Origin of the sequence: Ornithinimicrobium flavum, from assembly GCF_004526345.1 — a bacterium.
Lineage (GTDB): Bacteria > Actinomycetota > Actinomycetes > Actinomycetales > Dermatophilaceae > Ornithinicoccus > Ornithinicoccus flavus.
Genome location: NZ_CP038213.1, coordinates 2,037,259 through 2,061,401 on the forward strand (window position 1 = coordinate 2,037,259; position 24,143 = coordinate 2,061,401).

General features: G+C 73.6%; 28 protein-coding genes and 1 pseudogene. 7 read left to right on the plus strand and 22 right to left on the minus strand.

Annotated features, from left to right (window positions below; all coding sequences use genetic code 11):
• Positions 1 to 31 precede the first annotated feature (31 nt).
• Positions 32 to 2,023, minus strand: coding sequence for a threonine--tRNA ligase (gene thrS / locus E3Z34_RS09555; protein ID WP_134773404.1), 1,992 nt, complete (start codon positions 2,021 to 2,023; stop codon positions 32 to 34).
• Between the two features lie 117 nt (positions 2,024 to 2,140).
• On the opposite strand from thrS, the gene E3Z34_RS09560 reads away from it, so the two are divergent.
• Both E3Z34_RS09560 and E3Z34_RS09565 read left to right on the plus strand, forming a co-directional pair.
• On the plus strand, positions 2,141 to 2,641 hold the full coding sequence (locus E3Z34_RS09560) for an NUDIX hydrolase (RefSeq protein ID WP_202976936.1): 501 nt from the start codon (positions 2,141 to 2,143) through the stop codon (positions 2,639 to 2,641).
• Positions 2,642 to 2,802: 161 nt separating this feature from the next.
• Positions 2,803 to 3,585 (plus strand): RecB family exonuclease, encoded by a 783-nt coding sequence (locus E3Z34_RS09565; RefSeq protein WP_238695481.1) that lies wholly within the window; start codon positions 2,803 to 2,805, stop codon positions 3,583 to 3,585.
• Positions 3,586 to 3,598: 13 nt separating this feature from the next.
• Here the strand turns inward: E3Z34_RS09565 and E3Z34_RS09570 are convergent, their stop codons facing one another.
• Complete coding sequence (locus tag E3Z34_RS09570; protein WP_134773406.1) at positions 3,599 to 4,447, minus strand: PAC2 family protein; 849 nt, start codon at positions 4,445 to 4,447, stop codon at positions 3,599 to 3,601.
• An 85-nt stretch (positions 4,448 to 4,532) separates the two neighbouring features.
• Between E3Z34_RS09570 and E3Z34_RS09575 the strand changes: the two genes are divergently transcribed.
• Positions 4,533 to 5,222, plus strand: coding sequence for an HAD family hydrolase (locus E3Z34_RS09575; protein ID WP_420818947.1), 690 nt, complete (start codon positions 4,533 to 4,535; stop codon positions 5,220 to 5,222).
• A 10-nt stretch (positions 5,223 to 5,232) separates the two neighbouring features.
• Here the strand turns inward: E3Z34_RS09575 and mshC are convergent, their stop codons facing one another.
• From mshC to E3Z34_RS17690, 6 genes are all read right to left on the minus strand, one after another.
• Positions 5,233 to 6,504, minus strand: coding sequence for a cysteine--1-D-myo-inosityl 2-amino-2-deoxy-alpha-D-glucopyranoside ligase (gene mshC, locus E3Z34_RS09580; RefSeq protein ID WP_134773408.1), 1,272 nt, complete (start codon positions 6,502 to 6,504; stop codon positions 5,233 to 5,235).
• A gap of 74 nt (positions 6,505 to 6,578) precedes the next feature.
• Entirely contained in the window at positions 6,579 to 7,460 is an 882-nt protein-coding gene (locus E3Z34_RS09585) for an SCO1664 family protein (RefSeq protein ID WP_170213001.1), read from the minus strand.
• A gap of 1 nt (position 7,461) precedes the next feature.
• Positions 7,462 to 8,019, minus strand: coding sequence for a DUF3090 family protein (locus E3Z34_RS09590; protein ID WP_134773409.1), 558 nt, complete (start codon positions 8,017 to 8,019; stop codon positions 7,462 to 7,464).
• A gap of 10 nt (positions 8,020 to 8,029) precedes the next feature.
• A complete protein-coding gene (locus tag E3Z34_RS09595; RefSeq protein ID WP_134773410.1) occupies positions 8,030 to 8,770 on the minus strand; it encodes an MSMEG_4193 family putative phosphomutase in 741 nt (246 codons plus the stop codon).
• On the minus strand, positions 8,770 to 9,828 hold the full coding sequence (locus tag E3Z34_RS09600; protein WP_134773411.1) for an LLM class F420-dependent oxidoreductase: 1,059 nt from the start codon (positions 9,826 to 9,828) through the stop codon (positions 8,770 to 8,772). The genes E3Z34_RS09595 and E3Z34_RS09600 overlap by 1 nt, the downstream gene beginning before the upstream one ends.
• A complete protein-coding gene (locus E3Z34_RS17690; RefSeq protein ID WP_158288653.1) occupies positions 9,813 to 10,250 on the minus strand; it encodes a hypothetical protein in 438 nt (145 codons plus the stop codon). The genes E3Z34_RS09600 and E3Z34_RS17690 overlap by 16 nt, the downstream gene beginning before the upstream one ends.
• Positions 10,251 to 10,331: 81 nt before the next feature.
• On the opposite strand from E3Z34_RS17690, the gene E3Z34_RS09610 reads away from it, so the two are divergent.
• Entirely contained in the window at positions 10,332 to 10,517 is a 186-nt protein-coding gene (locus tag E3Z34_RS09610) for a DUF5703 family protein (RefSeq protein ID WP_134773412.1), read from the plus strand.
• A gap of 6 nt (positions 10,518 to 10,523) precedes the next feature.
• Here the strand turns inward: E3Z34_RS09610 and E3Z34_RS09615 are convergent, their stop codons facing one another.
• The 13 genes and pseudogenes from E3Z34_RS09615 to E3Z34_RS09660 form a co-directional block, all read right to left on the minus strand.
• Positions 10,524 to 11,867: a M20/M25/M40 family metallo-hydrolase gene (locus tag E3Z34_RS09615; protein WP_134773413.1), complete on the minus strand. Its 1,344-nt coding sequence runs from the start codon at positions 11,865 to 11,867 to the stop codon at positions 10,524 to 10,526.
• A 98-nt stretch (positions 11,868 to 11,965) separates the two neighbouring features.
• Positions 11,966 to 12,292 carry a hypothetical protein gene (locus tag E3Z34_RS09620; protein ID WP_134773414.1) on the minus strand — a complete coding sequence of 109 codons (327 nt, stop codon included), beginning with the start codon at positions 12,290 to 12,292 and terminating at the stop codon, positions 11,966 to 11,968.
• Positions 12,289 to 12,747, minus strand: a complete 459-nt coding sequence (locus tag E3Z34_RS09625) for an SRPBCC family protein (protein WP_238695102.1) — start codon at positions 12,745 to 12,747, stop codon at positions 12,289 to 12,291. Before E3Z34_RS09625 ends, E3Z34_RS09620 begins: the two co-directional genes overlap by 4 nt.
• A 5-nt stretch (positions 12,748 to 12,752) precedes the next feature.
• Positions 12,753 to 13,613 carry an FAD binding domain-containing protein gene (locus E3Z34_RS09630; RefSeq protein WP_134773415.1) on the minus strand — a complete coding sequence of 287 codons (861 nt, stop codon included), beginning with the start codon at positions 13,611 to 13,613 and terminating at the stop codon, positions 12,753 to 12,755.
• Positions 13,610 to 14,296, minus strand: a complete 687-nt coding sequence (locus E3Z34_RS19805; RefSeq protein WP_338043708.1) for a molybdopterin cofactor-binding domain-containing protein — start codon at positions 14,294 to 14,296, stop codon at positions 13,610 to 13,612. The genes E3Z34_RS09630 and E3Z34_RS19805 overlap by 4 nt, the downstream gene beginning before the upstream one ends.
• Positions 14,197 to 15,801, minus strand: coding sequence for a xanthine dehydrogenase family protein molybdopterin-binding subunit (locus E3Z34_RS19810; RefSeq protein ID WP_338043709.1), 1,605 nt, complete (start codon positions 15,799 to 15,801; stop codon positions 14,197 to 14,199). Before E3Z34_RS19810 ends, E3Z34_RS19805 begins: the two co-directional genes overlap by 100 nt.
• A gap of 134 nt (positions 15,802 to 15,935) precedes the next feature.
• Positions 15,936 to 16,004 (minus strand): annotated as a pseudogene (locus tag E3Z34_RS19815) (hypothetical protein); the annotation flags it as partial.
• A gap of 170 nt (positions 16,005 to 16,174) precedes the next feature.
• On the minus strand, positions 16,175 to 16,654 hold the full coding sequence (locus E3Z34_RS09640) for a (2Fe-2S)-binding protein (RefSeq protein ID WP_134773416.1): 480 nt from the start codon (positions 16,652 to 16,654) through the stop codon (positions 16,175 to 16,177).
• A 113-nt stretch (positions 16,655 to 16,767) separates the two neighbouring features.
• Positions 16,768 to 17,907: an XdhC family protein gene (locus E3Z34_RS09645; RefSeq protein ID WP_134773417.1), complete on the minus strand. Its 1,140-nt coding sequence runs from the start codon at positions 17,905 to 17,907 to the stop codon at positions 16,768 to 16,770.
• A gap of 50 nt (positions 17,908 to 17,957) precedes the next feature.
• On the minus strand, positions 17,958 to 19,115 hold the full coding sequence (locus E3Z34_RS09650; RefSeq protein WP_134773418.1) for a vWA domain-containing protein: 1,158 nt from the start codon (positions 19,113 to 19,115) through the stop codon (positions 17,958 to 17,960).
• Between the two features lie 13 nt (positions 19,116 to 19,128).
• Entirely contained in the window at positions 19,129 to 20,037 is a 909-nt protein-coding gene (locus E3Z34_RS09655; RefSeq protein ID WP_134773419.1) for an AAA family ATPase, read from the minus strand.
• A 16-nt stretch (positions 20,038 to 20,053) separates the two neighbouring features.
• A complete protein-coding gene (locus tag E3Z34_RS17695; RefSeq protein ID WP_158288654.1) occupies positions 20,054 to 20,191 on the minus strand; it encodes a hypothetical protein in 138 nt (45 codons plus the stop codon).
• Between the two features lie 50 nt (positions 20,192 to 20,241).
• On the minus strand, positions 20,242 to 20,889 hold the full coding sequence (locus tag E3Z34_RS09660) for a nucleotidyltransferase family protein (protein ID WP_238695103.1): 648 nt from the start codon (positions 20,887 to 20,889) through the stop codon (positions 20,242 to 20,244).
• 71 nt (positions 20,890 to 20,960) lie between these two features.
• On the opposite strand from E3Z34_RS09660, the gene E3Z34_RS09665 reads away from it, so the two are divergent.
• Both E3Z34_RS09665 and E3Z34_RS09670 read left to right on the plus strand, forming a co-directional pair.
• Complete coding sequence (locus E3Z34_RS09665) at positions 20,961 to 21,329, plus strand: pyridoxamine 5'-phosphate oxidase family protein (protein WP_134773420.1); 369 nt, start codon at positions 20,961 to 20,963, stop codon at positions 21,327 to 21,329.
• On the plus strand, positions 21,326 to 21,937 hold the full coding sequence (locus E3Z34_RS09670; protein WP_134773421.1) for a pentapeptide repeat-containing protein: 612 nt from the start codon (positions 21,326 to 21,328) through the stop codon (positions 21,935 to 21,937). The genes E3Z34_RS09665 and E3Z34_RS09670 overlap by 4 nt, the downstream gene beginning before the upstream one ends.
• Here the strand turns inward: E3Z34_RS09670 and E3Z34_RS09675 are convergent.
• The gene (locus E3Z34_RS09675; RefSeq protein WP_134773422.1) at positions 21,930 to 22,940 is read right to left on the minus strand and encodes a lactonase family protein; all 1,011 of its coding nucleotides are present in this window, start codon (positions 22,938 to 22,940) and stop codon (positions 21,930 to 21,932) included. The genes E3Z34_RS09670 and E3Z34_RS09675 overlap by 8 nt on opposite strands.
• A 90-nt stretch (positions 22,941 to 23,030) precedes the next feature.
• On the opposite strand from E3Z34_RS09675, the gene E3Z34_RS18915 reads away from it, so the two are divergent.
• Entirely contained in the window at positions 23,031 to 24,137 is a 1,107-nt protein-coding gene (locus E3Z34_RS18915) for an aromatic acid exporter family protein (protein WP_134773423.1), read from the plus strand.
• The last annotated feature ends 6 nt before the right edge of the window (positions 24,138 to 24,143 follow it).

A 24,143-nucleotide genomic window follows, 5' to 3' on the forward strand; every position in this document is an offset into this window, starting at 1 on the left:
CCCCTGGCCCTCCGACACGCGGCCCGCCCGCTCAGACCTGCACGCGGCTGCGCACGGCGGCGGTGATCTCCGCGACCGCATCCGCGACCGGCACGCCGTTCTTCTGCGAGCCGTCCCGGTAGCGGAAGGACACCGCGCCGGCCTCGCGGTCCTCGCCCCCGGCGATGAGGATGAAGGGGGCCTTGCTCCTGCTGGCGTTGCGGATCTTCTTCGGGAAACGGTCGTCGGAGAGGTCCAGCTCCACGCGGATGCCCTCGGCCCGCAGCTGCCCCTCGACGTCGCGCAGGTAGTCGTCGAAGTCCTCGGCGACCGGGACCCCGACCACCTGCACGGGGGCCAGCCAGGGCGGGAACATGCCGGCGTAGTGCTCGATGAGCACCCCCATGAACCGCTCGATGGCACCGAACTTGGCCGAGTGGATCATCACCGGCTGCTGGCGCGAGCCGTCCGCGGCGGAGTACTCGAGCCCGAAGCGCTCGGGCTGGTTGAAGTCGTACTGGATGGTCGACATCTGCCAGCTACGCCCGATCGCGTCGCGGGCCTGGACGGAGATCTTCGGGCCGTAGTAGGCCGCACCCCCCGGGTCCGCGACGAGCTCGATGCCGGACTCGACGGCGACCTGCTCCAGCACGGCCGTCGCCTCCGCCCACTGCTCGTCGGAGCCGATGAACTTGTCCTTCTTCTCCCCGGTCTCGTCCCGGGTCGACAGCTCCAGGTAGTAGTCGTCCAGGCCGAAGTCGCGCAGCAGCCCCAGGACGAAGTCCAGCAGGTGCTTGATCTCCCCGGGTGCCTGCTCCTTGGTGACGTAGGAGTGGCTGTCGTCCTGGGTGATCATCCGCACGCGGGTCAGCCCCTGCAGCACGCCGGACTTCTCGTTGCGGTAGACCGTGCCGAACTCGAAGTAGCGCAGCGGGAGGTCCCGGTAGGACCGCTGCTGGGACCGGTAGATGAGGTTGTGCATCGGGCAGTTCATCGCCTTGATGCGGTAGGCCTGACCGTCGTCGTCCAGCGGCGGCATCATGCCGTCGGCGTAGTAGGGCAGGTGCCCGGAGGTGTGGAACAGCCCCTCCTTGGACAGGTGCGGGGTGGTGACGTAGGAGAAGCCGGCTTTCACGTGCGCCTGCCAGACGTAGTCCTCCATGGTGCGCCGCAGAATCGCGCCCTTGGGGTGGAACACCGGCAGGCCGGGGCCGACCTCCTCCGGGAAGGAGAAGAGATCCATCTCCGCCCCGAGCCTGCGGTGGTCGCGGCGCTCGGCCTCGGCGAGCCGCTCGAGGTAGGCCTTGAGGTCGTCCTTCGTCGCCCACGCGGTGCCGTAGATCCGCTGCAGCTGCGGGTTCTTCTCCGAGCCGCGCCAGTAGGCGGCCGCGCTGCGCATGAGCTTGAAGCCGTTGGCGATGAGCTTGGTCGTCGGCACGTGCGGGCCGCGGCACAGGTCGCCCCAGACGACCTCACCGGTCCGGTCGAGGTTGTCGTAGATGGTCAGCTGGGAGCCGCCGACCTCCACGCTCGCGCCCTCCGCCGCATCGTCGGCGGCACCGCCCTTGAGGCCGATGAGCTCCAGCTTGTAGGGCTCGTCGGCCAGCTCCTGCCGCGCCTGCTCGTCGGAGACCTCGCGCCGGGCGAAGGTCTGCCCGCTGTTGATGATCTTCTGCATCGAGCGCTCGAGCGCCTTGAGGTCGTCCGGGGTGAACGGCTCGGCGACGTCGAAGTCGTAGTAGAAGCCGTCGCGGATCGGCGGGCCGATCCCGAGCTTCGCCTCCGGGAAGGCCTGCTGCACGGCCTGCGCGAGCACGTGGGCGCAGGAGTGGCGCAGCACGGCCAGCCCCTCGTCCTCGGTGACCAGGACCGGCTCCAAGACGTCACCGTCCTGGAGCACGTGGGCCAGGTCGCGCAGCTCGCCGGCCACGCGCGCCACGACGACCTGACGGTCGTCGGCGAAGAGGTCACCCGCGGTGGTGCCCTGCTCCACCGTGCGCTCGCTCCCTGCGACGACGACACTGACGGGGATCTGGCTGGGCACGGGTGCGCTCCTCGGTGGTGGGCGGGTGGGGCGGTGCACCGGCGGGTCGGGCCGCGCCGGTGCCCTGCAAACCCTACCGCCAGCGCCACGGCACACCCGCACGGTTATCGTCGCCCGGTGGGACACGTCGAGGACCGGGAGCCCCCGGACGGGATCGTCAAGCACTTCACGGTGGCGGTCTTCGTCGTCAGCGCCGGCCACGTGCTGCTGCACCCCCACCCGAAGGTCGGTCTGTGGCTCCCGCCCGGCGGCCACATCGAGCCGCACGAGCTGCCCGACGACGCGGCGACGCGGGAGACGACGGAGGAGACGGGACTGACGGTGCGCCTGGTCGGTGCCGCGGGCATCGAGCACGACGCCCCGGGCTCACCCCGCCAGCTGCTCCGGCCGGAGGGCGTCCAGGTGGAGGACATCTCCCCCGGGCACCAGCACATCGACCTCATCTACTTCGCGGTGCCGGACCCGGACGTCCCGCTCCCGAGGGTCCAGGAGGACGAGGGTATGCGGTGGGTCGACCGGTCCGCCCTGGGGGCGCTGCCGGTCACGGCCGAGGTCGCGCAGTGGGTCGACCTGGCGCTCCGGGAGGTCCCGCGGCGGCTGGGCACGGCCGCCCGCTGAGCGCACCGGGTCGGTGGGTGCCCGCGGTTAGGGTGAGCCGCATGCAGGGTGCACCGGCGGGCGTGGACGGGCCGGCGGCCGGGGCGCCGTCGCCCTCCCGGGCGTCGTCGCCCTCCCGTGCGCTGTCCCCCTCCCGGGCCGCGGACTTCATGCAGTGCCCGATGCTCTACCGCTTCCGGGTCGTCGACCAGCTCCCGGAGCCCGTCAGCGCCGCCGCGGCGCGCGGGACCCTGGTCCACGCCGTCCTCGAGCACCTCTTCGACCTGCCGGCCGCCGAGCGCACCCCGGAGGCCGCCCTGTCCCTCGTCCCCTCCGAGTGGGCCCGCCTGCTGGACGAGCGACCGGAGCTGTCACAGCTGGACGAGGAGCTGCCCGGCGAGGAGACGAGCCACCTGCTGCGGCGCTGGTTCGACCTGGAGGACCCCACCGGCCTGGAGCCCGCGGAGCGGGAGCTCTACGTCGAGGCCGATCTGGGCGACCTCGTCATCCGGGGCTACGTCGACCGGCTCGACGCCGCGCCGGACGGTCGGCTCCGGGTCGTCGACTACAAGACCGGTCGGGCCCCCTCTGAGGCCTTCGAGGGACGGGCCCTGTTCCAGCTCAAGTTCTACGCCCTGGCCCTGTGGCGCAGCACCGGCGTCCTGCCGAGCCGTCTCCAGCTGGTCTACCCCCGCGACCGCACCGTGCTGTGGATCGACCCGACCGAGGCCGAGCTGCTGGCCACCGAGCGCAAGGTGCGGGCCCTGTGGTCAGCGATCGAGGACGTGGCCACACAGGGCTCGTGGCGCCCCCGCCGGGGGCCGGCGTGCTCCTGGTGCGCGCACCGGGCCCTCTGCCCGGCGTGGGGCGGCACTCCTCCACCGCTGCCTCCGTACGCGCGGGCCCGCGCCCTGGACCCCCGCGCCGCGGGACTCACCGGCCCGCGGGCCGAGGACACGGAGTAGCCGCCGGGCGCGCCTACCCGGAGTCGTCGCGACGCCGGAGGTAGCGCTCGAACTCCTTGGCGATCGCGTCGCCCGAGGCCTCCGGCAGGTCGGCCGTGTCCTGGGCCTCCTCCAGCTGGCGGACGTAGTCGGCGACCTCCTCGTCGCTCGCCGCGAGCTCGTCCACCCCCCGCTCCCAGGCCCGGGCCGCCTCCTGGATCGCGCTGTCGTCCAGGACGCAGTCGAGCAGCTCCTCGATCTGGCCGAGCAGCGCCAGCGACGCCTTCGGGGAGGGCGCACCCCCGGCGTAGTGCGGGACGGCCGCCCAGCAGGAGAGCGCCGGCAGCTCGTGCTGCCGGGCCTCCTCGGTGAGCACGCCCACGATGCCGGTGGGCCCCTCGTAGCTGCTGCGCTCGACGTCCTCGCCGCTGGCGAGCAGGCTGTCGTCCTCGGTCGTGAGGCTCACCGGGATGGGCCGCGTGTGGGGCACGTCCGCGAGCAGACCCCCCAGCACCACCACCAGCTCGGACCCCTGGTCCAGCAGGTAGGACAGCAGGTCGAGGGCGAAGGTGCGCCACCGCACCGACGGCTCGATGCCGTGGACGAGGAGCACGTCGCGGCCGACCGGGGTGTCGCGGGCCAGCAGCACCCGGGTCGTGGGCCAGCGCACGGTCCGCCGACCGTCGACGTTGACGACCTGGGGACGGTTGACCTGGAAGTCGTAGTAGTCCTCCGGGTCGACGGCGGCCACGACCTCGGCCTTCCACATCGTCGCGAGATGCTTGACCACGGCCGAGGCGCACTCCCCGGCGTCGTTCCACCCCTCGAAGGCGGCGATGACGATCGGGTCCCTCAGCTCACCGACGTCCTGCAGCTCGATCATGGGCACCTTCCGAACGCTCGACGAGGGCCGGGGCCAACCAGCCTCCGACCACCCTAATCTCCTCGGGCGGCTAGCGTGGTCGCCCGTGACACCTCCCCCGCCCGCCCTGCCCGCAGCCGTCCTGTGGGACATGGACGGCACCATCATCGACACCGAGCCCTACTGGATCGCCGAGGAGCACCTGCTCGTCGAGGCCGCCGGAGGGGTGTGGTCGGAGGCCGACGCGCACGACCTGGTCGGCCAGGACCTGCTGCACTCCGCGAGGATCATCCTGGAGCGCACGCCGGTCACGGGCACCCCCGAGGACGTGGTGCACCGGCTGCTCCACGCCGTCGCGCGCCGCACGCGCGAGCGCCTCCCCTGGCGTCCGGGGGCGCGCGAGCTGCTGGCCGAGCTCGGGGACCGGGGGGTCCCCTGCGCGCTGGTGACCATGTCCTGGACGACCCTCGCGGAGGTGCTGGTCGACCGGCTGCCGGAGGGCACGTTCGCCGCGGTCGTCACCGGTGAGCAGGTCGCTCACGGCAAGCCGCACCCCGAGCCCTACCTGGAGGCCGCGCGCCGGCTGGGGGTGGACCCCGCGGCGTGCGTGGCGCTCGAGGACTCCCCCACCGGGGCGGCGTCCGCGACGGCTGCCGGGGTGCCCACCCTGGTGGTCCCCCACGTCGTGGCGGTCCCGGAGATGGCGGGGGCCGTGCACGTCGCGAGCCTGGCCGGCGTGGGCGCCGAGGACCTGCTCCGGCTGGTGCGGGCTGCCGGCCCGGCGCCCAGCGCCTGACGCGCGGCGCTCAGAGCCTGACGCCGAGGAGGGCGTCGACCGCAGGGGGGACCACACCCCCGTGACCGCCCGCCTGCAGCGCCGTGCGGGCCCACGCGTCGACCACCTCGAGGGCGGCGGGGGCGTCCAGGTCCTCGGCGAGGAGGCCGCGCACCTCGGTCACGACGGCCTCGTCCCCCACCCCGGCGCCCTCGCCGAGGGCGGCGGCGGAACGCCATACCTCCAGCCGCTCCTGGGCACGGTGCAGCAGCCCGTCGGTCCACTCCCAGGCGCTCCGGTAGTGCTGGGCGAGCAGCACCAGGCGCACGGCCATGGGGTCCGCACCGGCAGCGCGCAGCCGGGAGACGAGCACGAGGTTGCCCCTCGACTTGCTCATCTTCTCCCCGTCCAGGCCGACCATCGCCTGGTGGACGTAGGCGCGGGCGAACTGGCGTCCGCCGGTCATGGCGGCCGTCTCGACGGAGGTCATCTCGTGGTGCGGGAAGATGAGGTCGCTGCCCCCGCCCTGCACGTCCAGGCCGACCCCGAGGTAGCGCTGCGCGATCGTCGAGCACTCGATGTGCCAGCCCGGCCGACCACGGCCCAGGGTCTCCCCGTCCCAGTGCGGCTCCCCCACCCGTCCCGCGCGCCACAGCAGCGGGTCCAGCGGGTCGCGCTTGCCCACGCGCTCGGGGTCACCGCCACGCTCGGCGCTGACCGCCATCATCTCCTCCCGGGTCCACCCGCTCACGTGGCCGAAGGTGTCCTGGGTCGCGAGGTCGAGGTAGAGGTCGACGCGCCCGGCACCCTCGACGGTGCGCTCCTCCTCCGGGACGGGCACGGGGTATGCGACGCCGGTGCCCAGCAGCTGCCGGACGGCGGCGACGTCGTCGGGGATCCCCTCGACCGCGCCGACGTAGTGGTCCGGGGGCAGCACCCGCAGGGCCTCCATGTCGGAGAAGAACAGGTCGATCTCCCGACGCGCCAGCTCCTCCCAGGGCACACCGTCGCGTTCGGCCCGCTCCAGGAGCGGCTCGTCCACGTCGGTGACGTTCTGGACGTAGGTCACGTCGTAACCCGCGTCGCGCCAGACGCGGTGGAGCAGGTCGAAGGTGACGTAGGTCGCGGCGTGGCCCATGTGGGTGGCGTCGTAGGGCGTGATGCCGCAGACGTACAGCCGGGCGGTGCCGTCCGCGCTCCCCACCGGGACCACCTCTCCACGGGCCGTGTCGTGCACGCGGACCGGGTGACCGGGGTGCGACGACGGGACGGGAGGGACGGGGACGGCGGACCAGGACTTCACAGCGGGAGCCTAACCGCCGCCCGACCCTGCCCCGGCGCGACCCCGGGCTGCGCCGGACCGGCGGGCGGGGGCTCTCACCACAGGGGCCAGGGCAGGGGGTACCGGTCCTGCGGCGGGGCGGGAAAGGTCCGGCTCGCGAGCAGGCCGGCGACCCGGGCACCCAGCGCCTCCCGCTCCTGCGGGTGGAGCAGGGGCTCCAGGCCGGCTCCGCCGCCGGCCGCCAGGGCATCGGCGAGCCGCTCCAGCGCGTCGACCTCGGGCGGGGCCAGCGGTGCCCCGGCCCAGCCCCACAGCACCGTCCGCAGCTTGTCCTGCACGTGCAGGCACAGCCCGTGGTCGAAGCCGCGCAACCGTCCGAGGGGGTCGAGGGTGAGGTGCGCCGCCTTGCGGTCGGCGTTGTTGAGGACGACGTCGAGCACCGCCATCAGCCGCAGCCGAGGGTCGTCGGCGTGCGCGACCACGACCTCCTCACCCTCCTCGGTCCGGGCGTCCACCACGGGGAGCCACCGCTCGTCCAGACCGGTGGCCGGCAGGATCTCGACGAGCCCGCCGGCGGGGTCCGCGAGGCGCTCGGGGGTCTGGTCGACCCACCACTGCACCGAGCCCGGACCCAGCGGTCCGTCCCGCAGGACCGTGGGCGGCACCAGATCCAGACCGGCGGCCGCGGAGACGAGGTAGGAGGCGACCTCCCGGGAGGCCAGGGTGCCGTGCGGGAAGTCCGCCAGCGGGCGCTCCCCCCGGCGGGGCTTGTAGACGGCGCGATGGCCCGTGAGGTCCCCCGCCGCGTCGTGCAGCTCCACGAGCAGCGTCAGGTTGGAGGCGGCGGTCAGCACGCCCACGGGCTCGAGGCGGGCTCCGGTGAGGATCTCGACGGCATCGTCGTCGGTCAGCTCCGGCGTGCGGACCGGCAGGTCGTCACCGGCCCCGGTCGACCCCGCGGCCACCCCGTCCGCCACGTCAGCGACGGTAGCCGTTGGCCCGGGGGCAGATGTGCCCCGAGGGGTCCAGCGGCTGCCCGCAGAACGGGCAGGAGGGCCGGCCGCCCTCGAGCGAGCTCGCGCAGCGGGAGGCGAAGGCGCGGGCGGGGCCGGGGGCCAGGACCACCCGCAGCGACTGGGGAGGCATGCCCGACCAGGGGAACTCCGCGTCGTCGTCCGGCTCGAGCTCCAGCAGGTCGCTCGCCTCCGGCCGGTCGAAGGCCTCGATCACGACGCGCCGCCGCTCACCCTCCCACGCGACCGACAGCCGCTGCACCCGGAAGTCGTCCTCGATGGGGGTGTCGAGGGGGGCGGTGTCGGCATACCTCTCCCCGCTCCCGGACGACCCCTCCTCCCCCCCGACCTCGTCGAGCAGCTCGGCGAGGGACTCACCGAGCAGCCGCACCTGCTCCTTCTCCAGGGACACGCTCACCACCCGGCCGCCCCCGCCGGCCTGCAGGAAGAACGTCCGCTGACCTGGGGGGCCGACGCTGCCGGCGACGCACCGCTCCGGCGGGTCGAAGACGTGCTGGACCATGGGGGTCAGCCTACGTCCCCGCCGGCGGGAGGCCCGCTCCCCCGCCGACGTCCGCATCGCCGTTGGCCCCCTCGCGGACGAGGGAGGCCACCAGGCCGGAGAGGTCCACCGGGTCGGTGCCGGTGTCGTTGGTCCGCAGGACGAAGGGACGACCCGGTGTCCGGTGCACGATGCTCACCGAGGCCGGGTCCACGACGATGCGCTGGAAATGGTCCAGCGGGGTCGCGAGGGCGTCGGCGAGCACCGCCTTGATGACGTCCCCGTGGCTGACCGCCACCCACACCGCGCCCGGCCCGTGCTCCTGCTCCAGCCGGGCGTCCCACGCGCGGACAGCAGCCACCGCGCGCTCCTGCATGGCCGACATCGCCTCGTGCTCGAAGCTGGGGCTGGCCGGGAAGGTGACGCGCGAGGGGGCGTCCTGCACGGTCCGCCAGAGGGGCTCCTTGGCCAGCTCCGCGAGCGGGCGCCCGGTCCAGGCGCCGTACCGGGCCTCCCCCAGCCCCGGCTCGGTGGACCGGGAGACCTCATGCCCGGCGGGCTGCGCCGCGCTGATGGCCGCCGCCGTCTCCTGGCAGCGTTGCAGCGGGCTTGCGACGACGGCCACCAGCCCGGTGGCGGCCAGCCGCTCCCCGACCCGCTGGGCCTGGTCCCTCCCGGTGTCGTCCAGCCCCACCCCGGGGGTCCACCCGGCCAGGGTGCCGTCGGCGTTGGAGCGCGTGCGTCCGTGCCTGACCAGCAGGCAGATCGCCATCAGCCGGCGGCCCCGTCGTCGCCGAGCCGGGAGTGCGCCTCCACGGCCGCCTCCAGGGCCGCCACCCGGGCGTCGAGGTCGGCACCCCAGGGGGCCACGGAGATCGTGCTCATCCCGGCGTCCCGGTAGCGGCGCATCCGCTCGGTGATGCGGTCCACGTCGCCCAGCAGCGAGGTGTCGTCGACGAACTGGGGCGGCAGGGCCGCCGCGGCGCCCCGGTGGTCCTTGGCGAGGTAGAGCTCCTGCACCCGCTCGGCCTCCCGCTCGTAGCCCATGCGGCACGCGAGCTGGTTGTAGAAGTTGTGCTCCCGGCTGCCCATGCCGCCGACGTAGAGCGCGGCGTACGGGCTGACGGTCCGGGCGCACGCCTCGAGGTCCTCCCCCACGGCCAGGGCCACCGTCCCGTCCAGCTCGAACGGCCGGGGCGGAGGGGTATGCCGTCTGGCCAGGCCGGCGTCCAGGTGCGCCTTCTGCTCGGCGATGAAGTCGGGTGCGACGAAGACACCGAGCCACCCGTCGGCGATCTCCCCCGCCAGCTCGAGGTTGCGGGGGCCGACGGCCGCCAGGTAGAGCGGGATGTCGGGACGGTGGGTGTGCGTCAGGCGCAGGGCCTTGCCGGGTCCGTCCGGCAGCGGCAGGGTGAAGAACTCCCCGTCGTAGGCCACCGGCCGGCGCTCCAGGGCGGTGCGCACGATGTCGACGTACTCCCGGGTGCGTGCCAGCGGCTTGCGGAAGCGCACGCCGTGCCACCCCTCGGACACCTGCGGCCCGCTCACGCCCAGCCCGAGGCGGAAGCGGCCACCGGACAGGCTGTCCAGGCTCACGCTCGCCATCGCGGTGGCGGCCGGGGTGCGTGCGGGGATCTGGAGCACGCCGGCGCCCAGCCCGATCCGGCGGGTCCGCGCGGCGAGGTAGGACAGGATGCTCACGGCGTCCGGGCCGTAGGCCTCGGCCACCCAGACCACGTCGACGCCCAGCGCGTCGGCCCGCTCCACCAGGGCGATGTTCTCCTCGTCGCGGCCCTGCCCCCAGAAGCCGCAGCTCAGTCCCAGACGCACCGGTCAGCCCCGGGGGTCCGTGTCGACGTCGTACTCCTCGTCGTCCAGCCCCTGGTAGGTCTGGTCGTCGTCCTCCTCGTCGTCGTCGTCGAAGGTGTCGTCACCCTCGTCGTCGTCGTCACCGCACCGTCGTCATCATCGTCACCGTCGTCGTCGCCCTCGTCGTCGTCCTCGTCACCCTCGTCCTCGAAGTCGTCGTCGTCCTCGTCGGCGGCGAGGTCCTCGTCGAAGAGCACCAGGGGGGTGACCTCGCGGTAGGCGTCGTGCAGGGCGTCCTCGTAGGCGGTGAACGCCTCGGCGACCCGCTCGTAGGCCGCCACCACGGAGGGGTCGTCCTTGCCCCGGCGGACCGCGGCCGTCTCCAGGTGCGTCTCGAGCGCGGCGACGAAGACGGACAGGGCGGAACGAGGGTCGGCGGTCATGGGTCAGACGGTAGCGAAGATCGGCGTGGCGTGGGGCTCGGTGCACGCGCCCCCGGGCGTCCTGCCTATGCTGGCGCCACCATGGTGGAGTACGAGTTCCGGGAGCTCACCTTCGGTCGGGACACCGGCCGCGCGGAGGTGCGGCAGGCCCTGACCGAGCACGCCGAGTACGGCAGCTGGGAGCTCTTCCGCGTCCGGGTATTCTGGGGCGGCGTCCGCAAGGTCGTGCTGCGGCGCAGGATCATCCGGGTGCGCCGCACCGCCTGAGCCCGCTCAGCAGTCCGCGATGAGCTGGGCCAGCACCCGGGTCCCGAAGCGGATCGCGTCGACGGGCACCCGCTCGTCGACGCCGTGGAACATCCCCACGAAGTCGAGGTCCTCCGGCAGCCGCAGCGGGGCGAAGCCGTAGCCCGTGATCCCCAGCCGCGACAGGTGCTTGTTGTCGGTGCCGCCGGACAGGCAGTACGGCAGCACGTGGGCGCCCGGGTCCTCCTTGAGCAGCGCCCGCTTCATCGAGTCCACGAGCTCACCGCTGGTCGGCGCCTCGAGCGCGACGTCCAGGTGCTCGATCTCGACCTCCACGTGCTCCCCCGCCAGCTCGCGCACGGTGGCCAGGAGGTCCTCCTCGTGGCCCGGGAGGAAGCGGCAGTCCAGGGAGGCCGACGCGGTCTGCGGGATGACGTTCATCTTGTAGCCCGAGCGCAGCATGGAGAAGTTGGAGGTGTCCCGCAGCGTCCCCTCGACGAAGCGCCGCGCGCCGCCCAGCCGACCCAGCAGGTCCTCGACGGACTCCTCGTCCCACGGCTCGCCCGTGATCCCGGCGACCCCGTCGAAGAGCTCGCGGACGGAGGCGATGTAGGTGCGAGGCCAGTCGTGGGCGTCGATCCGGGCGATGGCCTCGGCCAGCCGCACGATGGCGTTCTGCGGGTTCGGCACCGAGCCGTGCCCGGCCCGCCCGCGGGCGTGGAGCCGCAACCAGGCGATGCCCTTCTCGGCCGTCTGCAGCAGGTAGGCACGGGTCGGTGCCCCCGTGGCATGGTCGGGCAGGGTGACGGAGAAGCCGCCGACCTCGCTGATCGCCTCGGTGCACCCCTCGAAGAGCTCCGGGCGCGTGGCCACGACGTGACCGGCCCCCTTCAGACCCCCCGCCTCCTCGTCGGCGAAGAAGGCCCAGACGATGTCGCGAGGGGGCTTCTCGCCCGAGCGGGCGACCTGGCGCAGCGTCGCCAGGAGCATCGCCACCATGTCCTTCATGTCGACCGCGCCACGGCCCCAGATCATCCCGTCCTTGATCTCGGCGCCGAAGGGGTCGACCGACCAGTCCGCGGCCTCGGCCGGCACGACGTCCAGGTGCCCGTGCAGCACCAGCCCGGGCCGGGAGCGGTCCCGGCCCTCGGTGCGGACGACGACGCTGGCCCGGCCCGGGTCGGACTCGATGAGCTCCGGCTCCAGGCCCACCTCCTGCAGCAGCCCCACGACGTACTCGGCCGCCGCCCGCTCCCCGGGGCCGCTCCCGTCCCCGTAGTTGCTGGTGTCGATGCGGATCAGCTCCTGGCAGATCCGGACCGCCTCCTCCTCGGCGGTCGTGGACATGATCAGCTCGGCGTCGGTGCTCATGACGCCAGGGTATGCCGGGGGCCGTCCCCGGGTCCCGTCGCCGGGGGCCGGGCCCGGGTGGTCGAGGGTCGGGGCCGGCGGCCCGGCAGGGTGCGACGCTAGTCGCGCTCCTCGGCGAAGAGCTCCAGGTGGCGGCACTCCCGGCACCGGAAGGCGCGGACGAGGAACTTGTCGGCGCCCATGCTGGAGAAGCTGCCAAAGAGGCTGGTGTCGCGGGGTGCGCCGACCCAGCGGACGTAGCCCTTGGCACTCTCCCCGGTGTCGGCCAGATAGCCCTCGTGGAGCAGTCCCTCGCTGCCGCAGGCGGTGCACCGGGAGCGCGCCTGCTGCCACAGGTCGGCACCCCGGCCGCCGAGAGGCGTCATCCCCGGGGTGCCGAGGCCCGGGTCGGGCGACATCGGCCCGGGCGCGGGCGGCTGACTCACCCGGGCTCCTCGGCGAGCCTGGACTCCAGGCAGGCGACGAACTGGCCGAGCAGCTTGTCCGAGACCGACTGCATGACCCCGCGGCCGAACTGCGCCGGCTTGCCGGTGATCGACAGGTCGGTGACGACGTCGACCTTGGTGCCGCTCTCGTGGGGCGCCAGGTCGATCGTGGCCAGGGCGGTGGCGTTGCCGAGGCCGCGCAGGCCACGCCCCAGCCCCTCGATCTTGGCGTGGTGGGACCCGTCGTCGCGCTCGAGGAACCTGCCCTTGCCCTGGTAGGTCACCGCGATCGGACCGAGCTTGACCTTGACCTCCCCCTCGAACTTCTCCTCGTCGGCCGAGGTGACGGTCGCACCCGGGAAGCAGCCGCCGACCTGTTCCAGGTCGGTCAGCAACGCCCACGTGCGCGGCGGGTCGGCGGACACGGTGAACGAGTGGACCAACTCCATCCCCATCCCGGTCAGCCCCCCGCCGCGGCCAGCACGGCCCGTCGGGTGAGGACGCCGGCGACGTGCCGGCGGTAGTCCGCCTGCCCGTTGAGGTCCGACGGCGGGTCCGTGCCCTCCCCGACCTGAGCGCAGATCTCCGCGACGGCCTCCTCGGTGGCCGGCCGGCCGACCAGCGCCTGCTCGACCACGGTGGCGCGCAGCGGGGTCGAGCCCATGTTGGTCAGCCCGACCCTGGCCTCGGCGATGGTCCCGCCCTCGCTGCGGACCGCGGCGGCGACACCGACGATGGCCCACTGGTGGGAGACCCGGACGAACTTCTCGTAGTGGCTGCCCCATCCCGTGTGCTTGGGGATGGTCACCGCGGTGAGCAGCTCACCCTCGCCGACGGCCGTCTCGAAGAGGTCGACGAAGAACTCGGTGGCCGGCACCCGGCGGGGGCCGACGACCCCACGACCCTGGATCTCCATCACCGCGTCGAGGGCCAGCACCGGGGCACCCACGTCCCCGGCGGGATCGGCGTGGGCCAACGCGCCGCACACCGTCCCACGGTGGCGGATCTGCGGGTCCGCGACCGTCTCCACGGCCTGGTGCAGCAGTCGGAGGTGCTCCCTCACCAGGTCCGAGTCGAGCACGTCCTGGTAGGTGGCGCCGGCTCCGATCCGGATGGCGTCCCCCTCGTCGGTGATGCCCCTGAGCTCCTCCAGCCCCGAGATGTCGATGATGAGACCGGGGGCGTTGAGGCGCATCCTCAGGACCGGGAGGAGCGACTGGCCTCCGGCCATGATCTTGGCCTCGTCACCGTGCTCACCCAAGAGCTCGAGGGCCTCCTGGACGGACTGCGGTGCGGCGTAGTCGAACTGGGCGGGGATCACAGGACGCTCCCGTCGGTCGTGGTGGAGTGGTCGGCGACGCCGGACCCACCGGGTGGGTCCTGGTTGGGCGCGCCCTCGGCGAACCTGGGGTCGGCGGAGTCCTCGGTGGGGGTCGCACCGCCCTGCCCGCTGTCGTGGATGGCGCGCCAGACCCGTTCCGGGGTGCAGGGCATGGTGATGTCGTCGACGCCGAGGTGGCGGACCGCGTCGACGACCGCATTGACCACCGCGGGGGTCGAGGCGATGCACCCCGCCTCGCCGACACCCTTGGCACCCAGGTCGTTCGAGGTGGCCGGGGAGACGGTGCGGTCGGTGACGAAGCTGATCGTGTCGGCGCTGGTGGGGAGGGTGTAGTCGACGAAGGAACCGGTCACCAGCGTGCCCTGCTCGTCGTAGACCGCCTCCTCCCACAGCGCCTGGGCGATGCCCTGCACCAGGCCGCCGTGCACCTGTCCCTCCACGATCATCGGGTTCACGACGTTGCCCACGTCGTCGACGCAGACGTAGGACCGGATCTGGGAGGCTCCCGTCTCGGTGTCGATCTCGATGGCGCACAGGTGGGTGCCGTGCGGGAAGGAGAAGTTCACCGGGTCGAAGGTGGCGTCGGCGTCCAGGGTCGGCTCCATGCCGTCGGGCAGGTCGTGGGCGGCGAATACGGCCAGGGCCAGCTGGGCCAGGCCCACGCCCTCCTGCCCTCACCGGCGCCGCGGACCTGGAACTTCCCGTCGGTCCACTCCAGGTCGTCCGGGTTGGCCTCGAGCACGTGCGCCGCCAGCGGGCGGGCCTTCTCGATGACCTTCTGGGCGGCCTTCACGACCGCCTGGCCACCGACCACCAGCGAGCGCGAGCCGTAGGTGTCCAGGCCCTTGTGGCTGATCTGGGTGTCGCCGTGGAGCACCTCGATGTCCTCGAAGGGTACGCCCAGCTGGTCGGCGACGATCTGGCTCCACGCCGTCTCGTGACCCTGCCCGTGGGCGGAGGAACCGGTGATGACCTCGACCTTGCCGCTGGGCAGCATCCGGACGGAGGCGGTCTCCCAGCCGCCGGCACCGTAGCTGAGCGAACCGAGGACCCGGGAGGGTGCCAGGCCGCACATCTCGGTGAAGGTCGAGATGCCCAGGCCCAGCTGCACGCGGTCGCCGCTCTCGCGGCGCCGGGCCTGCTCGGCCCGCAGCTCGTCATACCCGAACAGCTCCTTGGCGCGCTCCGTGGCCGCCTCGTAGTTGCCGGAGTCGTACTCCAGGCCGCACACGGTGGTGAACGGGAACTCCTCGTGCCGGATCCAGTTCTGCTCACGGACCTCCAGCGGGTCCCGGCCGAGCTCGACCGCCAGCTCGTCCATGAGCCGCTCGATGGCGAAGGTCGCCTCCGGGCGGCCGGCGCCGCGGTAGGCGTCGGTCCACGTCTTGTTGGTGAAGACGTTGGTGCAGGAGAAGTGGTAGGCGGGGAACTTGTAGATGGAGTTGAACATGAAGGCGCCGAGGATCGGCACACCGGGCGTGACCAGGCCCAGGTACGCACCCATGTCGGCGAGCAGCTCGACCTTGAGGCCGGTCACGGTGCCGTCCTTGCGGGCGGCCAGCGTCAGCTTCTGCCACTGGTCGCGGCCGTGGTGGGCGGCCAGGAGCGACTCGCTGCGGGTCTCGGTCCACTTGCACGGCTTCCCGGTGTGCCGGGCCACGAGGAAGGTGATGATCTCCTCCGGCGTGACCTGCAGCTTGCCGCCGAAGCCGCCCCCCACGTCGGGGGCGATGACGCGGACCTTGTGCTCGGGCACCCCGAGGGTCAGCGCGAGCATGAGCCGCAGGATGTGCGGCACCTGCGTCGCCGAGGTCATGACGAACTGCTCGCCGGTGGGGTCGACCACCACGCTGCGCGGCTCCATGAAGGAGGGGATCAGGCGCTGCTGGCGGTACTCCCGCTCGATGACGATGCCGTCCTCCCGGGCGGCGATCGCCGCGTCGGCGCTCTCGCCGGTGCCCGCCTCCGCGGAGTCGAAGACCCAGGTGGCCGAGCGGTTGGTGCCCAGCTCGGGGTGGGCCAGCACGCCGTCCTGGTCCGCGGCCGCGGCACGCAGGTCCAGGGCTGCGGGCAGCTCCTCGTAGTCCACCTCCACCAGCTCGGCGGCGTCCCGGGCAGCGGCGGTCCGGGCGGCCACCACCGCGACGACCTCGCCGGAGAAGGCCACCCGGTCCACGGCGATGGCCGGGTGGGGCGGGACTTCTGGTCCTCGGTGATGGGCCAGGCGCAGGGCAGGCTGCCCTGCAGGTCCTTGACGTCCTCGCCGGTGATGACGGTCACGACGCCGTCGGACTCCCTGGCCGCGGTGGTGTCGATGCCGGTGATCCGGGCGTGGGCGTAGGGGCTGCGCACCATGGACAGGTGCAGCATGCCGGGGAGCACGAGGTTGTCCGTCCACCGCGTGCGGCCGGTGATCAGACGCTGGTCCTCCTTGCGGCGACGGTCGCGACCCACCTCCCTGGCGCTTCCTGACGCGTCCGGCCCGTTCTCGATGTCGGTGCGGTCCTCGACGATGTCCTCGACGGCCTCGGGGCTGACGGTCACGACTGCTCACCTCCCTTGCCGGCGCCGGCGGCCTGCAGGACCGCCTTGACGATGTTGTGGTAGCCGGTGCACCGGCACAGGTTGCCCTCCATGCCGACCCGGACCTCCTCCTCGGTGGGATGCGGCTTCTCCTGCAGCAGATCGGTGGCCTGCATGATCATGCCCGGCGTGCAGAAGCCGCACTGCAGGGCGTGACAGTCGCGGAAGGCCTCCTGGACGGGGCTGAGGCGCTCACCGTCCGCGATGCCCTCGATCGTGGTCACCTCGTGCCCGTCGGCCTGGACGGCCAGGACGTTGCAGGACTTCACGCTGCGTCCGTCCAGGTGCACAGTGCAGGCCCCGCAGCTGCTGGTGTCGCAGCCGACCACCGTCCCGGTCTTCCCCAGCTGTTCTCGCAGGTAGTGGACGAGCAGGGTGCGGGGCTCGACCTCGTCGGTGTAACTGGTGCCGTCGACCTTCACGGTGATCTTCGTCATGGCTCTCCTAGCCGCAGGGGTGGACGTCGTCGTCCTGCCCGATCCTGCCGTGACACAGGTTCCCACCGCAAGGGGTGAGGTCCGTCACGGCGGGTCGTGCCCGGCGAGGTCGGTCAGGCGTGCCCGGTGTGGATCGGCCCCTCCGTCACCGACAGCGGCTCGCCCCGTCCCCCCCACCGGTCCGCGATGATCTCGGCGGCGATGGAGACGGCCGTCTCCTCCGGCGTCCGGGCCCCGAGGTCGAGGCCCACGGGGCTGCGCAGGCGCGCGAGCTGCGCGTCGGTGAGGCCGGCCTCCCGCAACCGGGCGATCCGGTCCTCGTGGGTGCGCCGGGAGCCCATGGCCCCCACGTAGGCGAGGTCAGGGGCGTCCGGGCCCAGCAGCGTCGCCAGCAGGGGCACGTCGAACTTCGGGTCGTGGGTCAGGACGCACGCCACCGTCCGCGGGTCGAGCGCGTCCTCGGCGACCTGCTGCTGCACGTAGCGGTGCGGCCAGGACACGACGACCTCGTCCGCCTCGGGGAAGCGGCTCCGCGTGGCGAACACCGGCCGGGCGTCGCACACCGTCACGCGGTAGCCGAGGAAGGACCCGATCCTGGCGACGGCGGCGGCGAAGTCGATCGCGCCGAAGACCAGCATCCGCGGCCGCGGGGCGTAGCTGGCGACGAAGACCCTCATACCCTCGCCGCGCCGTTCGCCGGCGGGGCCGTACTCGATCGTCGCGGTGCGGCCTTGGGCGAGCATGCCGCGCGCGTCGTCCAGCACGGAGTGGTCGAGGCGGTCCGTCCCCAGGGTCCCCGCACTGGCGTGCTCCCCCTCGGGACGGACGACGAGATGGCGGCCGAGGTAGGCCGGGTCCGGGTGGGCGACCACGGTGGCGACCGCCACCGGACGACCCTCGGCGATGTCGGTGGCCACCTCCGCCAGCTCGGGGAAGTCCTGGCGGCTGACCCGCTCGACGAAGACGTCGAGGATGCCCCCGCACGTGAGCCCCACCCCCATGGCCTCGTCGTCGGAGACGCCATACCGTTGCAGCACAGGAGATCCGGAGGCGATCACCTGCTGGCCCAGCTCGTAGACCGCGCCCTCGACGCACCCGCCGCTCACCGACCCGACGGCCTCACCCTCCGCCCCGACCAGCATCGCGGCGCCGGGCTGGCGCGGCGCCGACCGCCAGGTGCCGACGACGGTGGCCAGGGCGACCTCGTCACCCTGCTGCCACCAGCCCAGCAGCTCCTCGAGCACCTCACGCATGGCACCAGCATGCCACCGCACAATGGGTCACCATCCTGCGGTCGGGAGGGTCAGCCGCGCGGTGGACTCCCCGCCGCGTGCTGGTCCACGACCGCCAGCATCTCCTCGAAGGCGGCCAGCGAGTGCCCGGCGACGAAGTCGTCGACGTGCGGGAGGCACGCCACGATCCCCGCCTGGACGGGCAGGTAGCCCGCCTTGCCGCGGTGGGGGTTGACCCACACCACCCGGTGCGCCAGGGATCGGAGACGTCTCACCTGCTCCCCCAGCTGCTCGGGGTCCTGCCGCTCCCAGCCGTCGCTGAGGACCACCACGACCGCCCCCCGGGCCATGCCGCGGCGCCCCCACCGCCGCAGGAAGACCCCGACCGCCTGCCCCAGGCGGGTGCCCCCGGACCAGTCGGGGACCACCTCACCCGCCGCGAGCAGGGCCCGGTCGGGGTCGCGCTCCCGCAGGGCACGGGTCACGTGCGTCAGACGCGTGCCGACCGTGAAGACCTCGGTGGTGCGCGGGGCGGCCTGGACCATCACGTGCGCGAGGCGCAGGAGGGCGTCGGCGTAGGCGCTCATCGAGCCGCTGACGTCCACGAGCAGGACGACCCGACGGGGGCGGACCGCCCGGCGCCGGTAGCGGATCCGCTCGGGCTCGCCGAGGTTGCGCAGGTGGGCCCGGACCGTCGCGCGACCGTCGACGGCCCCGGTGCGGGAGGGGGTGTGCCGCCGGGCGGGGCGGGTGGGCGGCCGCGGGGTGAGCGTGGCGAACTGGCGCCGTAGCGCGGCCCGGTCCGCCGGGGACAGGCCGGCCACGTCGCGGTGCCGCAGGACCTCCTCGGCCGAGGCCGCGGCGCGCAGGAGCTCGCCGGGGCCGGCATCCCCCTCCCCCTCGGGCAGCTCCTCCAGCGACGCCTGGACGGTCGAGGTCCGCGGCGTGTCCTGCCGCGCCACGCCGTGCATGGGACGACCGCCGAACCATCCCGCGAAGACGCGGTCGTAGGGCTCGACGTCGGCGGGTGACGCCGTGAGGGTGGCTCGCCCGGCCCAGTAGACGGCTCGCCGCTCGCCCAGCCCGGTGGCGGCGCAGGCCGACAGGAAGGTCCGCTCCCGGTCGGCCGTCACCGGCAGCCCCGCCGCGCGGCAGGCGCGCGCGAACCCCGCGAGGGTCTGCCCGACGTCCCAGCCGTCGACGGGGGCGGGGGAAGGGGCTGCGGTCACGGCATACCGTCGGTCAGCGTGTCAGCATCCGGTCCAGCGCGACCCGGACCCGCTCGGTGTCGTCGCGGTCCTTGACCGCGGCGCCGAGGGTGGCCGCGGCCACCTCGGGGTCGAGACGGCTGGTGCCCAGGGCGTGCAGGGCGCGGGCCCAGTCCAGGGTCTCCGCCACCCCCGGCGGCTTGACGAGGTCCTCGTCCGACCGCAGCCGCTGGACGAGGCCCACGATCTCGGCGGCGAGGGCCTGGTCCACCTCGGGGAGCCGAGCGCGGACGATAGCCAGCTCGCGCTTTAGACCCGGGTGCTCGATCCAGTGGTAGAGGCAGCGCCGCTTGAGGGCGTCGTGCAGCTCGCGCGTGCGGTTGGAGGTGAGCACGACGTAGGGGGCCACCGCCGCGCGGACCGTCCCCAGCTCGGGGATGGAGACCGACCAGGTGGAGAGCACCTCCAGCAGGAAGGCCTCGAACTCGTCGTCGGCCCGGTCCACCTCGTCCACCAGCAGGACGCAGGGTGCCTCCCGCAGGGCACGCAGGACGGGCCGGGCCTGCAGGAAGCGCTCGTCGAAGAGCTCGGCCTCGAGCTCGGCGGCACCGCCCTGCTCGCGGCCGAGCGCCTCGACCGCCCGCAGGTGGAGGATCTGGCGTGGGAAGTCCCAGTCGTAGAGGGCCTGGCTCGCCTCGATGCCCTCGTAGCACTGCAGCCGGATGAGCGGGACGTCGAGCAGGGACGCGACCGCCTCGGCGAGCGCCGTCTTCCCCGTCCCGGGCTCGCCCTCGAGCAGCAGGGGCCGCTGCAGCGCGTGCGCCAGCCACGCCACCGTGGCCAGGCCCTCGTCAGCGAGGTATGAGGTGTCGGCCAGCGCGTCGGCGAGCGCCTGCGGGTCGGCGAGCGCCTGCGGGTCGGCGAGCGCGGCGGGAGGCTGCATGACGGGGAGTCTAGGCTCAGGCGTCCTCGGGCTCGTCGGTCGCCTCGGGCTCCTCCTCCGGCTCGAAGGTGTTCGGCTCGTCGTCCATCCCGAGCCCGGCCCCCTCGGGGTTGAGCTCCTCGCCCTGGGTCTCCCGGTCCGGCTGTCCGCTCATGCTGCCTCCTGCTGGTGGGACCGCGCGTGCCGCGGTCGTCGGAAGCAGTCTCACCCCGGCGGCGTGCCCCGTCCACGCGGAACGTCGGGGGCGTGCGCCGGGGCGACGTCGACGTCGACACCGGTCGCGAGGTCACCGCACTCGACCAGCAGCGGCCGGGTCGTGCGCAGGTAGGACCGCGCCCCGGTGTCACCCCTGGCCCCGTCGAGCACCGCCTGCCAGTGCTGTTGGCCCAGGAGCACCGGATGGCCGGGCACCCCCTGGTAGGCGGCGCGCGCCAGGACGGCGTCGGGCGTGATCGCCGTCGGTGCGGCGCCCAGGACCCTGGCCACGACCTCGGCGTCGACATCGAGAAGGTCCACCAGGTGAACCAGCGCCTGGGAGGGCACCGTGCGGCCGCGCGTCGCCAGGATCGTCAGGCCCGCCCTCAGGGACTCCCCCATCCCGGCCTGCCAGGTGCCGCACCGGATGCTGCCCACCCGCGGGTCCCCGAGGGCCAGGACGAGCTCCTCCACCTCCTCGGCCGCCGCCCCGGTGACGACCAGGACGTCCTGGCACCCACCGTCCAGCAGGGCGCGGGCGGCCCGGTGCAGCCACGGGCCGCGACCGTCCTGCACCAGCGCCTTCGGCCCGCCGAACCGGCGCCCGGCACCCGCGGCCAGGAGCAGACCGGTCACGCGGGCGGACGACATACCCATGGGTGCCAGTGTGCCGGACCACCCCGGACGGCCCTGCCCCCGGCACCGGGCCCCGGGGCAGAATGGACGCCATGAGCATCCTCGTCGACCTCTCCGCGCTGGCCGAGGCCGTCGCGAAGCACCCGACCGCCTACCTGCTCGTGGCCGGGGACGAGCGACCGCACGTCGGCGAGGTCCGGGTCGAGGTCCGCGACGACCTGCTCGTGGTGCTCGCACCCGGGCGGACGGCCTGCCGGGTGGTCCCGGACCGTCCTGCCGTCACGGTGCTCCTGCCCCCGGCGGAGACGGACGGCTACAGCCTGGTCGTGGACGGCCGCGCCGCCGTCGTGGACGGGGAGATCCACGTGGCGCCCAGCCACGCCGTCCTGCACCGGCGACCCCGCCCCGACTCGGTGCCGTCTCCGACGGGGTGCGAGGGCGACTGCCGGCCCCTGGCATGACGACGCCCGTGGAGGGCCGGCGCTACGTCGAGGAGGACTGGTACGCCGAGGAGCTGACGTCCAGGGTCTTCCGGGACTGCGTCTTCGTCGACGTCGACCTCACGGAGGCGACCACCCAGGGATGCCGCTTCGAGGGCTGCTCCTTCGACCGGGTCCGGTGGAACGCCTCGGTGCACCGTCAGTCCTCCTTCTCCGCCTGCACGTTCTCGGCGACCTCCTTCTTCGGCGCGACGCTGCAGGGGTGCCGGCTCGACGGCAGCGTCTTCCTGGGCTGCAGCCTCACCCCGCTGACGGTCGAGGGCGGCTCCTGGTGGGGTGTGACGCTCGTGCGCGCCGACCTGCGCGCCCTGGTGCTGCGTGACCTGCGCCTGGTCGACGCCGACCTCTCGGAGGCGGACCTGCGCGGGGCGGACCTGCGGGGCAGCGACCTGTCCGGGGCCGTGCTGCGCTCGGCGCGGCTGGACCGCGCGGACCTGCGCGGGTCCGTCCTGACCGGGGCCGACCTCGGCGGGGCGTCGGTCCGGGGCACCCGGCTGGACCTGCTGGGCTCGGTGGCCCTCAGCACCTCCCTCGGGGCGGTCGTCGAGGAGGACCTGAGCCTCAGCTGACGAACCGCACCCAGTTGGCACCCGTGCCGACGCCCGCGGACCCCCGGCGGGTCAGGGCGCCGTCCCGCCCCACCTCCAGCAGAGCCGCCTCCGTCGAGCGTTCACCGACGACCACGACGTAGCGGCCGTCGTCACTGACCCGGAAGCCACGCGGCTGCTCGGGCACCGGGGTGAACCCCACGGGGCGACCCACCTCGCCGTCGCGCAGCGGCAGGGACGCGAGCAGCGACGACGTGCGCTCCGAGGCCAGCACGTGCTCCCCGGCCACACCGACGTCGGCGCCCCAGACGAGGTGCTCCTCGCGCGGGTCGGCGCCCATCCGGCTGCGCGACAGCCCCTGCGAGGGGTCGACGAAGCTCACCGACCCGTGCGGCTCGAGCGTGCCGTCGTCCGCGACGGTCAGCCGGAAGAGCTCCCCGGAGAACTCGGTGACGAGGTAGCCCGCCGGGCCGTCCAGGACGAGGTGGCGCGGCCCCGACCCCTGCGGCAGCGCGACGGTGGGCGGGTCCATCGGCGTCAACGACCCGTCCGGAGCCAGGTCGTGCTGGGAGACGAGGTCGTCCCCGAGGGAGACGAACCAGGCGTGACCGTCCCGGGCGACCACGCAGTGCAGGTTGGCGTGCTCGACCCGGGCGGTCGGGGGCGCCAGGGTGTCCTGGTCGACCGGCCACACCAGACCCACCCCGCCGCCGTAGGAGGCACCCAGCAGCAGCTGCCCGCCCGAGGTGAGCTCGAGGTAGGTCATGGAGTCCTCGACCTCGGTGCGCGAGAGCTCGGTGAGCTCGCCGCTTCCGCGGTCCAGCCGGAGGACGGCGATCCCGGCCTGCTCCCCCTTGTAGGCGGCATACACCCGGTCGCGGTCCCGGTCGACGGCGAAGGTGCCGCAGCCCTCGAGCCCCCCTGTGGTGGCGAGCGCCTCCAGGCGCGGGTCGTCGCCCCGGTGCAGGCGCAGGGTGCTGATGGTGCCGTCGCCGGAGTTGGCGACCAGGACGAGCTCGGTCATGGCTCCACCCTAGGCGGGCGGGTGTCGGCTCTCATCCGGGAGACGACCACCTGCGTGAAGCACTCGGCGCCCCCGGCGTACGGTGACCGTATGTCGACGCTGTCCGGCCTCCTGCGCCGGCGTTCGGTGGTGACGGCTCTCAAGGCGGCCGTCGCCTGCGGCGTCGCCTTCTGGCTGGGGTCCTTGCTCCCCGACCCGCTGGAGCAGTACAAGTACTACGCGGCGCTGGGGGCCTTCACCGTGGTCGGTCTGGTGGTGCTCGACTCGGTCAAGGAGTCGCTGCAGGTCCTCGGCGCCGTGGCCGTGGGTGTGGGGGTCGCCGTCCTGGTGCAGACCCTGTCCTGGACCAACCCCCTCACGGTCGCGGTCACAGTCGCGGCCGGGGTCCTGCTGGGAGCGAGCCGGATGTTCGGGGTCCAGCGCACGTGGGCGCCGCTCGCCGGACTCTTCGTCCTGGCCACCGGCGGCCCCGACCCGGCCCCGATGGCGCTCGGGTATGTGGTGCAGGTGCCGCTCGGCGCCCTCGTGGGGATCGTGGTCAACGCCCTGGTCCTCGCCCCGCTCGGCGACGACGACCTCGAGTCGGCCTCCCGGGCCGTGCTACGCACGTTGTCGCAGCAGATGACCACCTATGCCGACATCCTGCAGGCGCAGGTGCGGGACGGGAGGGACGACCCGGACGCCGCGGCCCGGCGGGGCGAGGTCGTCCACGACGCCGTGGTGGAGCTGGAGACGACCCAGTCCCGGCTCCGCTCCGCCATGACCCAGGCCGGCCGGGCCCGGAGGGCCAACCCTCGGGTGCGCCTGCACCCCGCCCGGCTCGCGGCTGAGCTGGACCGCGCCGAGGCGACCAGCCGGTGCGCGGCCACCCTGCTGGCGGTGGGCGTCGTCCTGGAGCAGTCCTCCCCCGCCACGGCCGACGAGGGGCTGGCCCTGCGTCGGCTGTCGGCGACGGCGTTGGAGCAGGCGGCCCCGGTGATCGCCGACCCCGAGGCTGCACGCACCAAGCCGGAGCGGCTCGCCGAGAGTCTGGAGAGCGTCCAGCGGATGCGCGAGCAGGCCCGGAGCCTGTCCCCCGAGGACGGCCTCGACCACATCCTCTTCGGTGCCCTGGCCCTGGCGACGCAGGACTGCCTCGAGACCTTCGCCCGGCACGTCGCCGGCGCGGAGCTCCCGGAGATCGACCCCCGGGACTGACGCCGA

What these genes read in the sequence shown, in the direction of transcription:
- E3Z34_RS09640 (WP_134773416.1), bottom strand. Translation starts at nt 16,654, where the DNA reads ATGACGAAGATCACCGTGAAGGTCGACGGCACCAGTTACACCGACGAG.
- E3Z34_RS09595 (WP_134773410.1), bottom strand. Translation starts at nt 8,770, where the DNA reads ATGGCGATCTGCCTGCTGGTCAGGCACGGACGCACGCGCTCCAACGCC.
- E3Z34_RS09615 (WP_134773413.1), bottom strand. Translation starts at nt 11,867, where the DNA reads ATGAGCACCGACGCCGAGCTGATCATGTCCACGACCGCCGAGGAGGAG.
- E3Z34_RS09590 (WP_134773409.1), bottom strand. Translation starts at nt 8,019, where the DNA reads ATGGTCCAGCACGTCTTCGACCCGCCGGAGCGGTGCGTCGCCGGCAGC.
- E3Z34_RS09625 (WP_238695102.1), bottom strand. Translation starts at nt 12,747, where the DNA reads ATGGGGATGGAGTTGGTCCACTCGTTCACCGTGTCCGCCGACCCGCCG.
- E3Z34_RS09570 (WP_134773406.1), bottom strand. Translation starts at nt 4,447, where the DNA reads ATGATCGAGCTGCAGGACGTCGGTGAGCTGAGGGACCCGATCGTCATC.
- E3Z34_RS09610 (WP_134773412.1), top strand. Translation starts at nt 10,332, where the DNA reads ATGGTGGAGTACGAGTTCCGGGAGCTCACCTTCGGTCGGGACACCGGC.
- E3Z34_RS09660 (WP_238695103.1), bottom strand. Translation starts at nt 20,889, where the DNA reads ATGGGTATGTCGTCCGCCCGCGTGACCGGTCTGCTCCTGGCCGCGGGT.
- E3Z34_RS17690 (WP_158288653.1), bottom strand. Translation starts at nt 10,250, where the DNA reads ATGACCGCCGACCCTCGTTCCGCCCTGTCCGTCTTCGTCGCCGCGCTC.
- E3Z34_RS09675 (WP_134773422.1), bottom strand. Translation starts at nt 22,940, where the DNA reads ATGACCGAGCTCGTCCTGGTCGCCAACTCCGGCGACGGCACCATCAGC.
- E3Z34_RS18915 (WP_134773423.1), top strand. Translation starts at nt 23,031, where the DNA reads ATGTCGACGCTGTCCGGCCTCCTGCGCCGGCGTTCGGTGGTGACGGCT.
- E3Z34_RS17695 (WP_158288654.1), bottom strand. Translation starts at nt 20,191, where the DNA reads ATGAGCGGACAGCCGGACCGGGAGACCCAGGGCGAGGAGCTCAACCCC.
- E3Z34_RS09565 (WP_238695481.1), top strand. Translation starts at nt 2,803, where the DNA reads ATGCTCTACCGCTTCCGGGTCGTCGACCAGCTCCCGGAGCCCGTCAGC.
- E3Z34_RS09665 (WP_134773420.1), top strand. Translation starts at nt 20,961, where the DNA reads ATGAGCATCCTCGTCGACCTCTCCGCGCTGGCCGAGGCCGTCGCGAAG.
- E3Z34_RS09670 (WP_134773421.1), top strand. Translation starts at nt 21,326, where the DNA reads ATGACGACGCCCGTGGAGGGCCGGCGCTACGTCGAGGAGGACTGGTAC.
- E3Z34_RS09645 (WP_134773417.1), bottom strand. Translation starts at nt 17,907, where the DNA reads ATGCGTGAGGTGCTCGAGGAGCTGCTGGGCTGGTGGCAGCAGGGTGAC.
- E3Z34_RS09655 (WP_134773419.1), bottom strand. Translation starts at nt 20,037, where the DNA reads ATGCAGCCTCCCGCCGCGCTCGCCGACCCGCAGGCGCTCGCCGACCCG.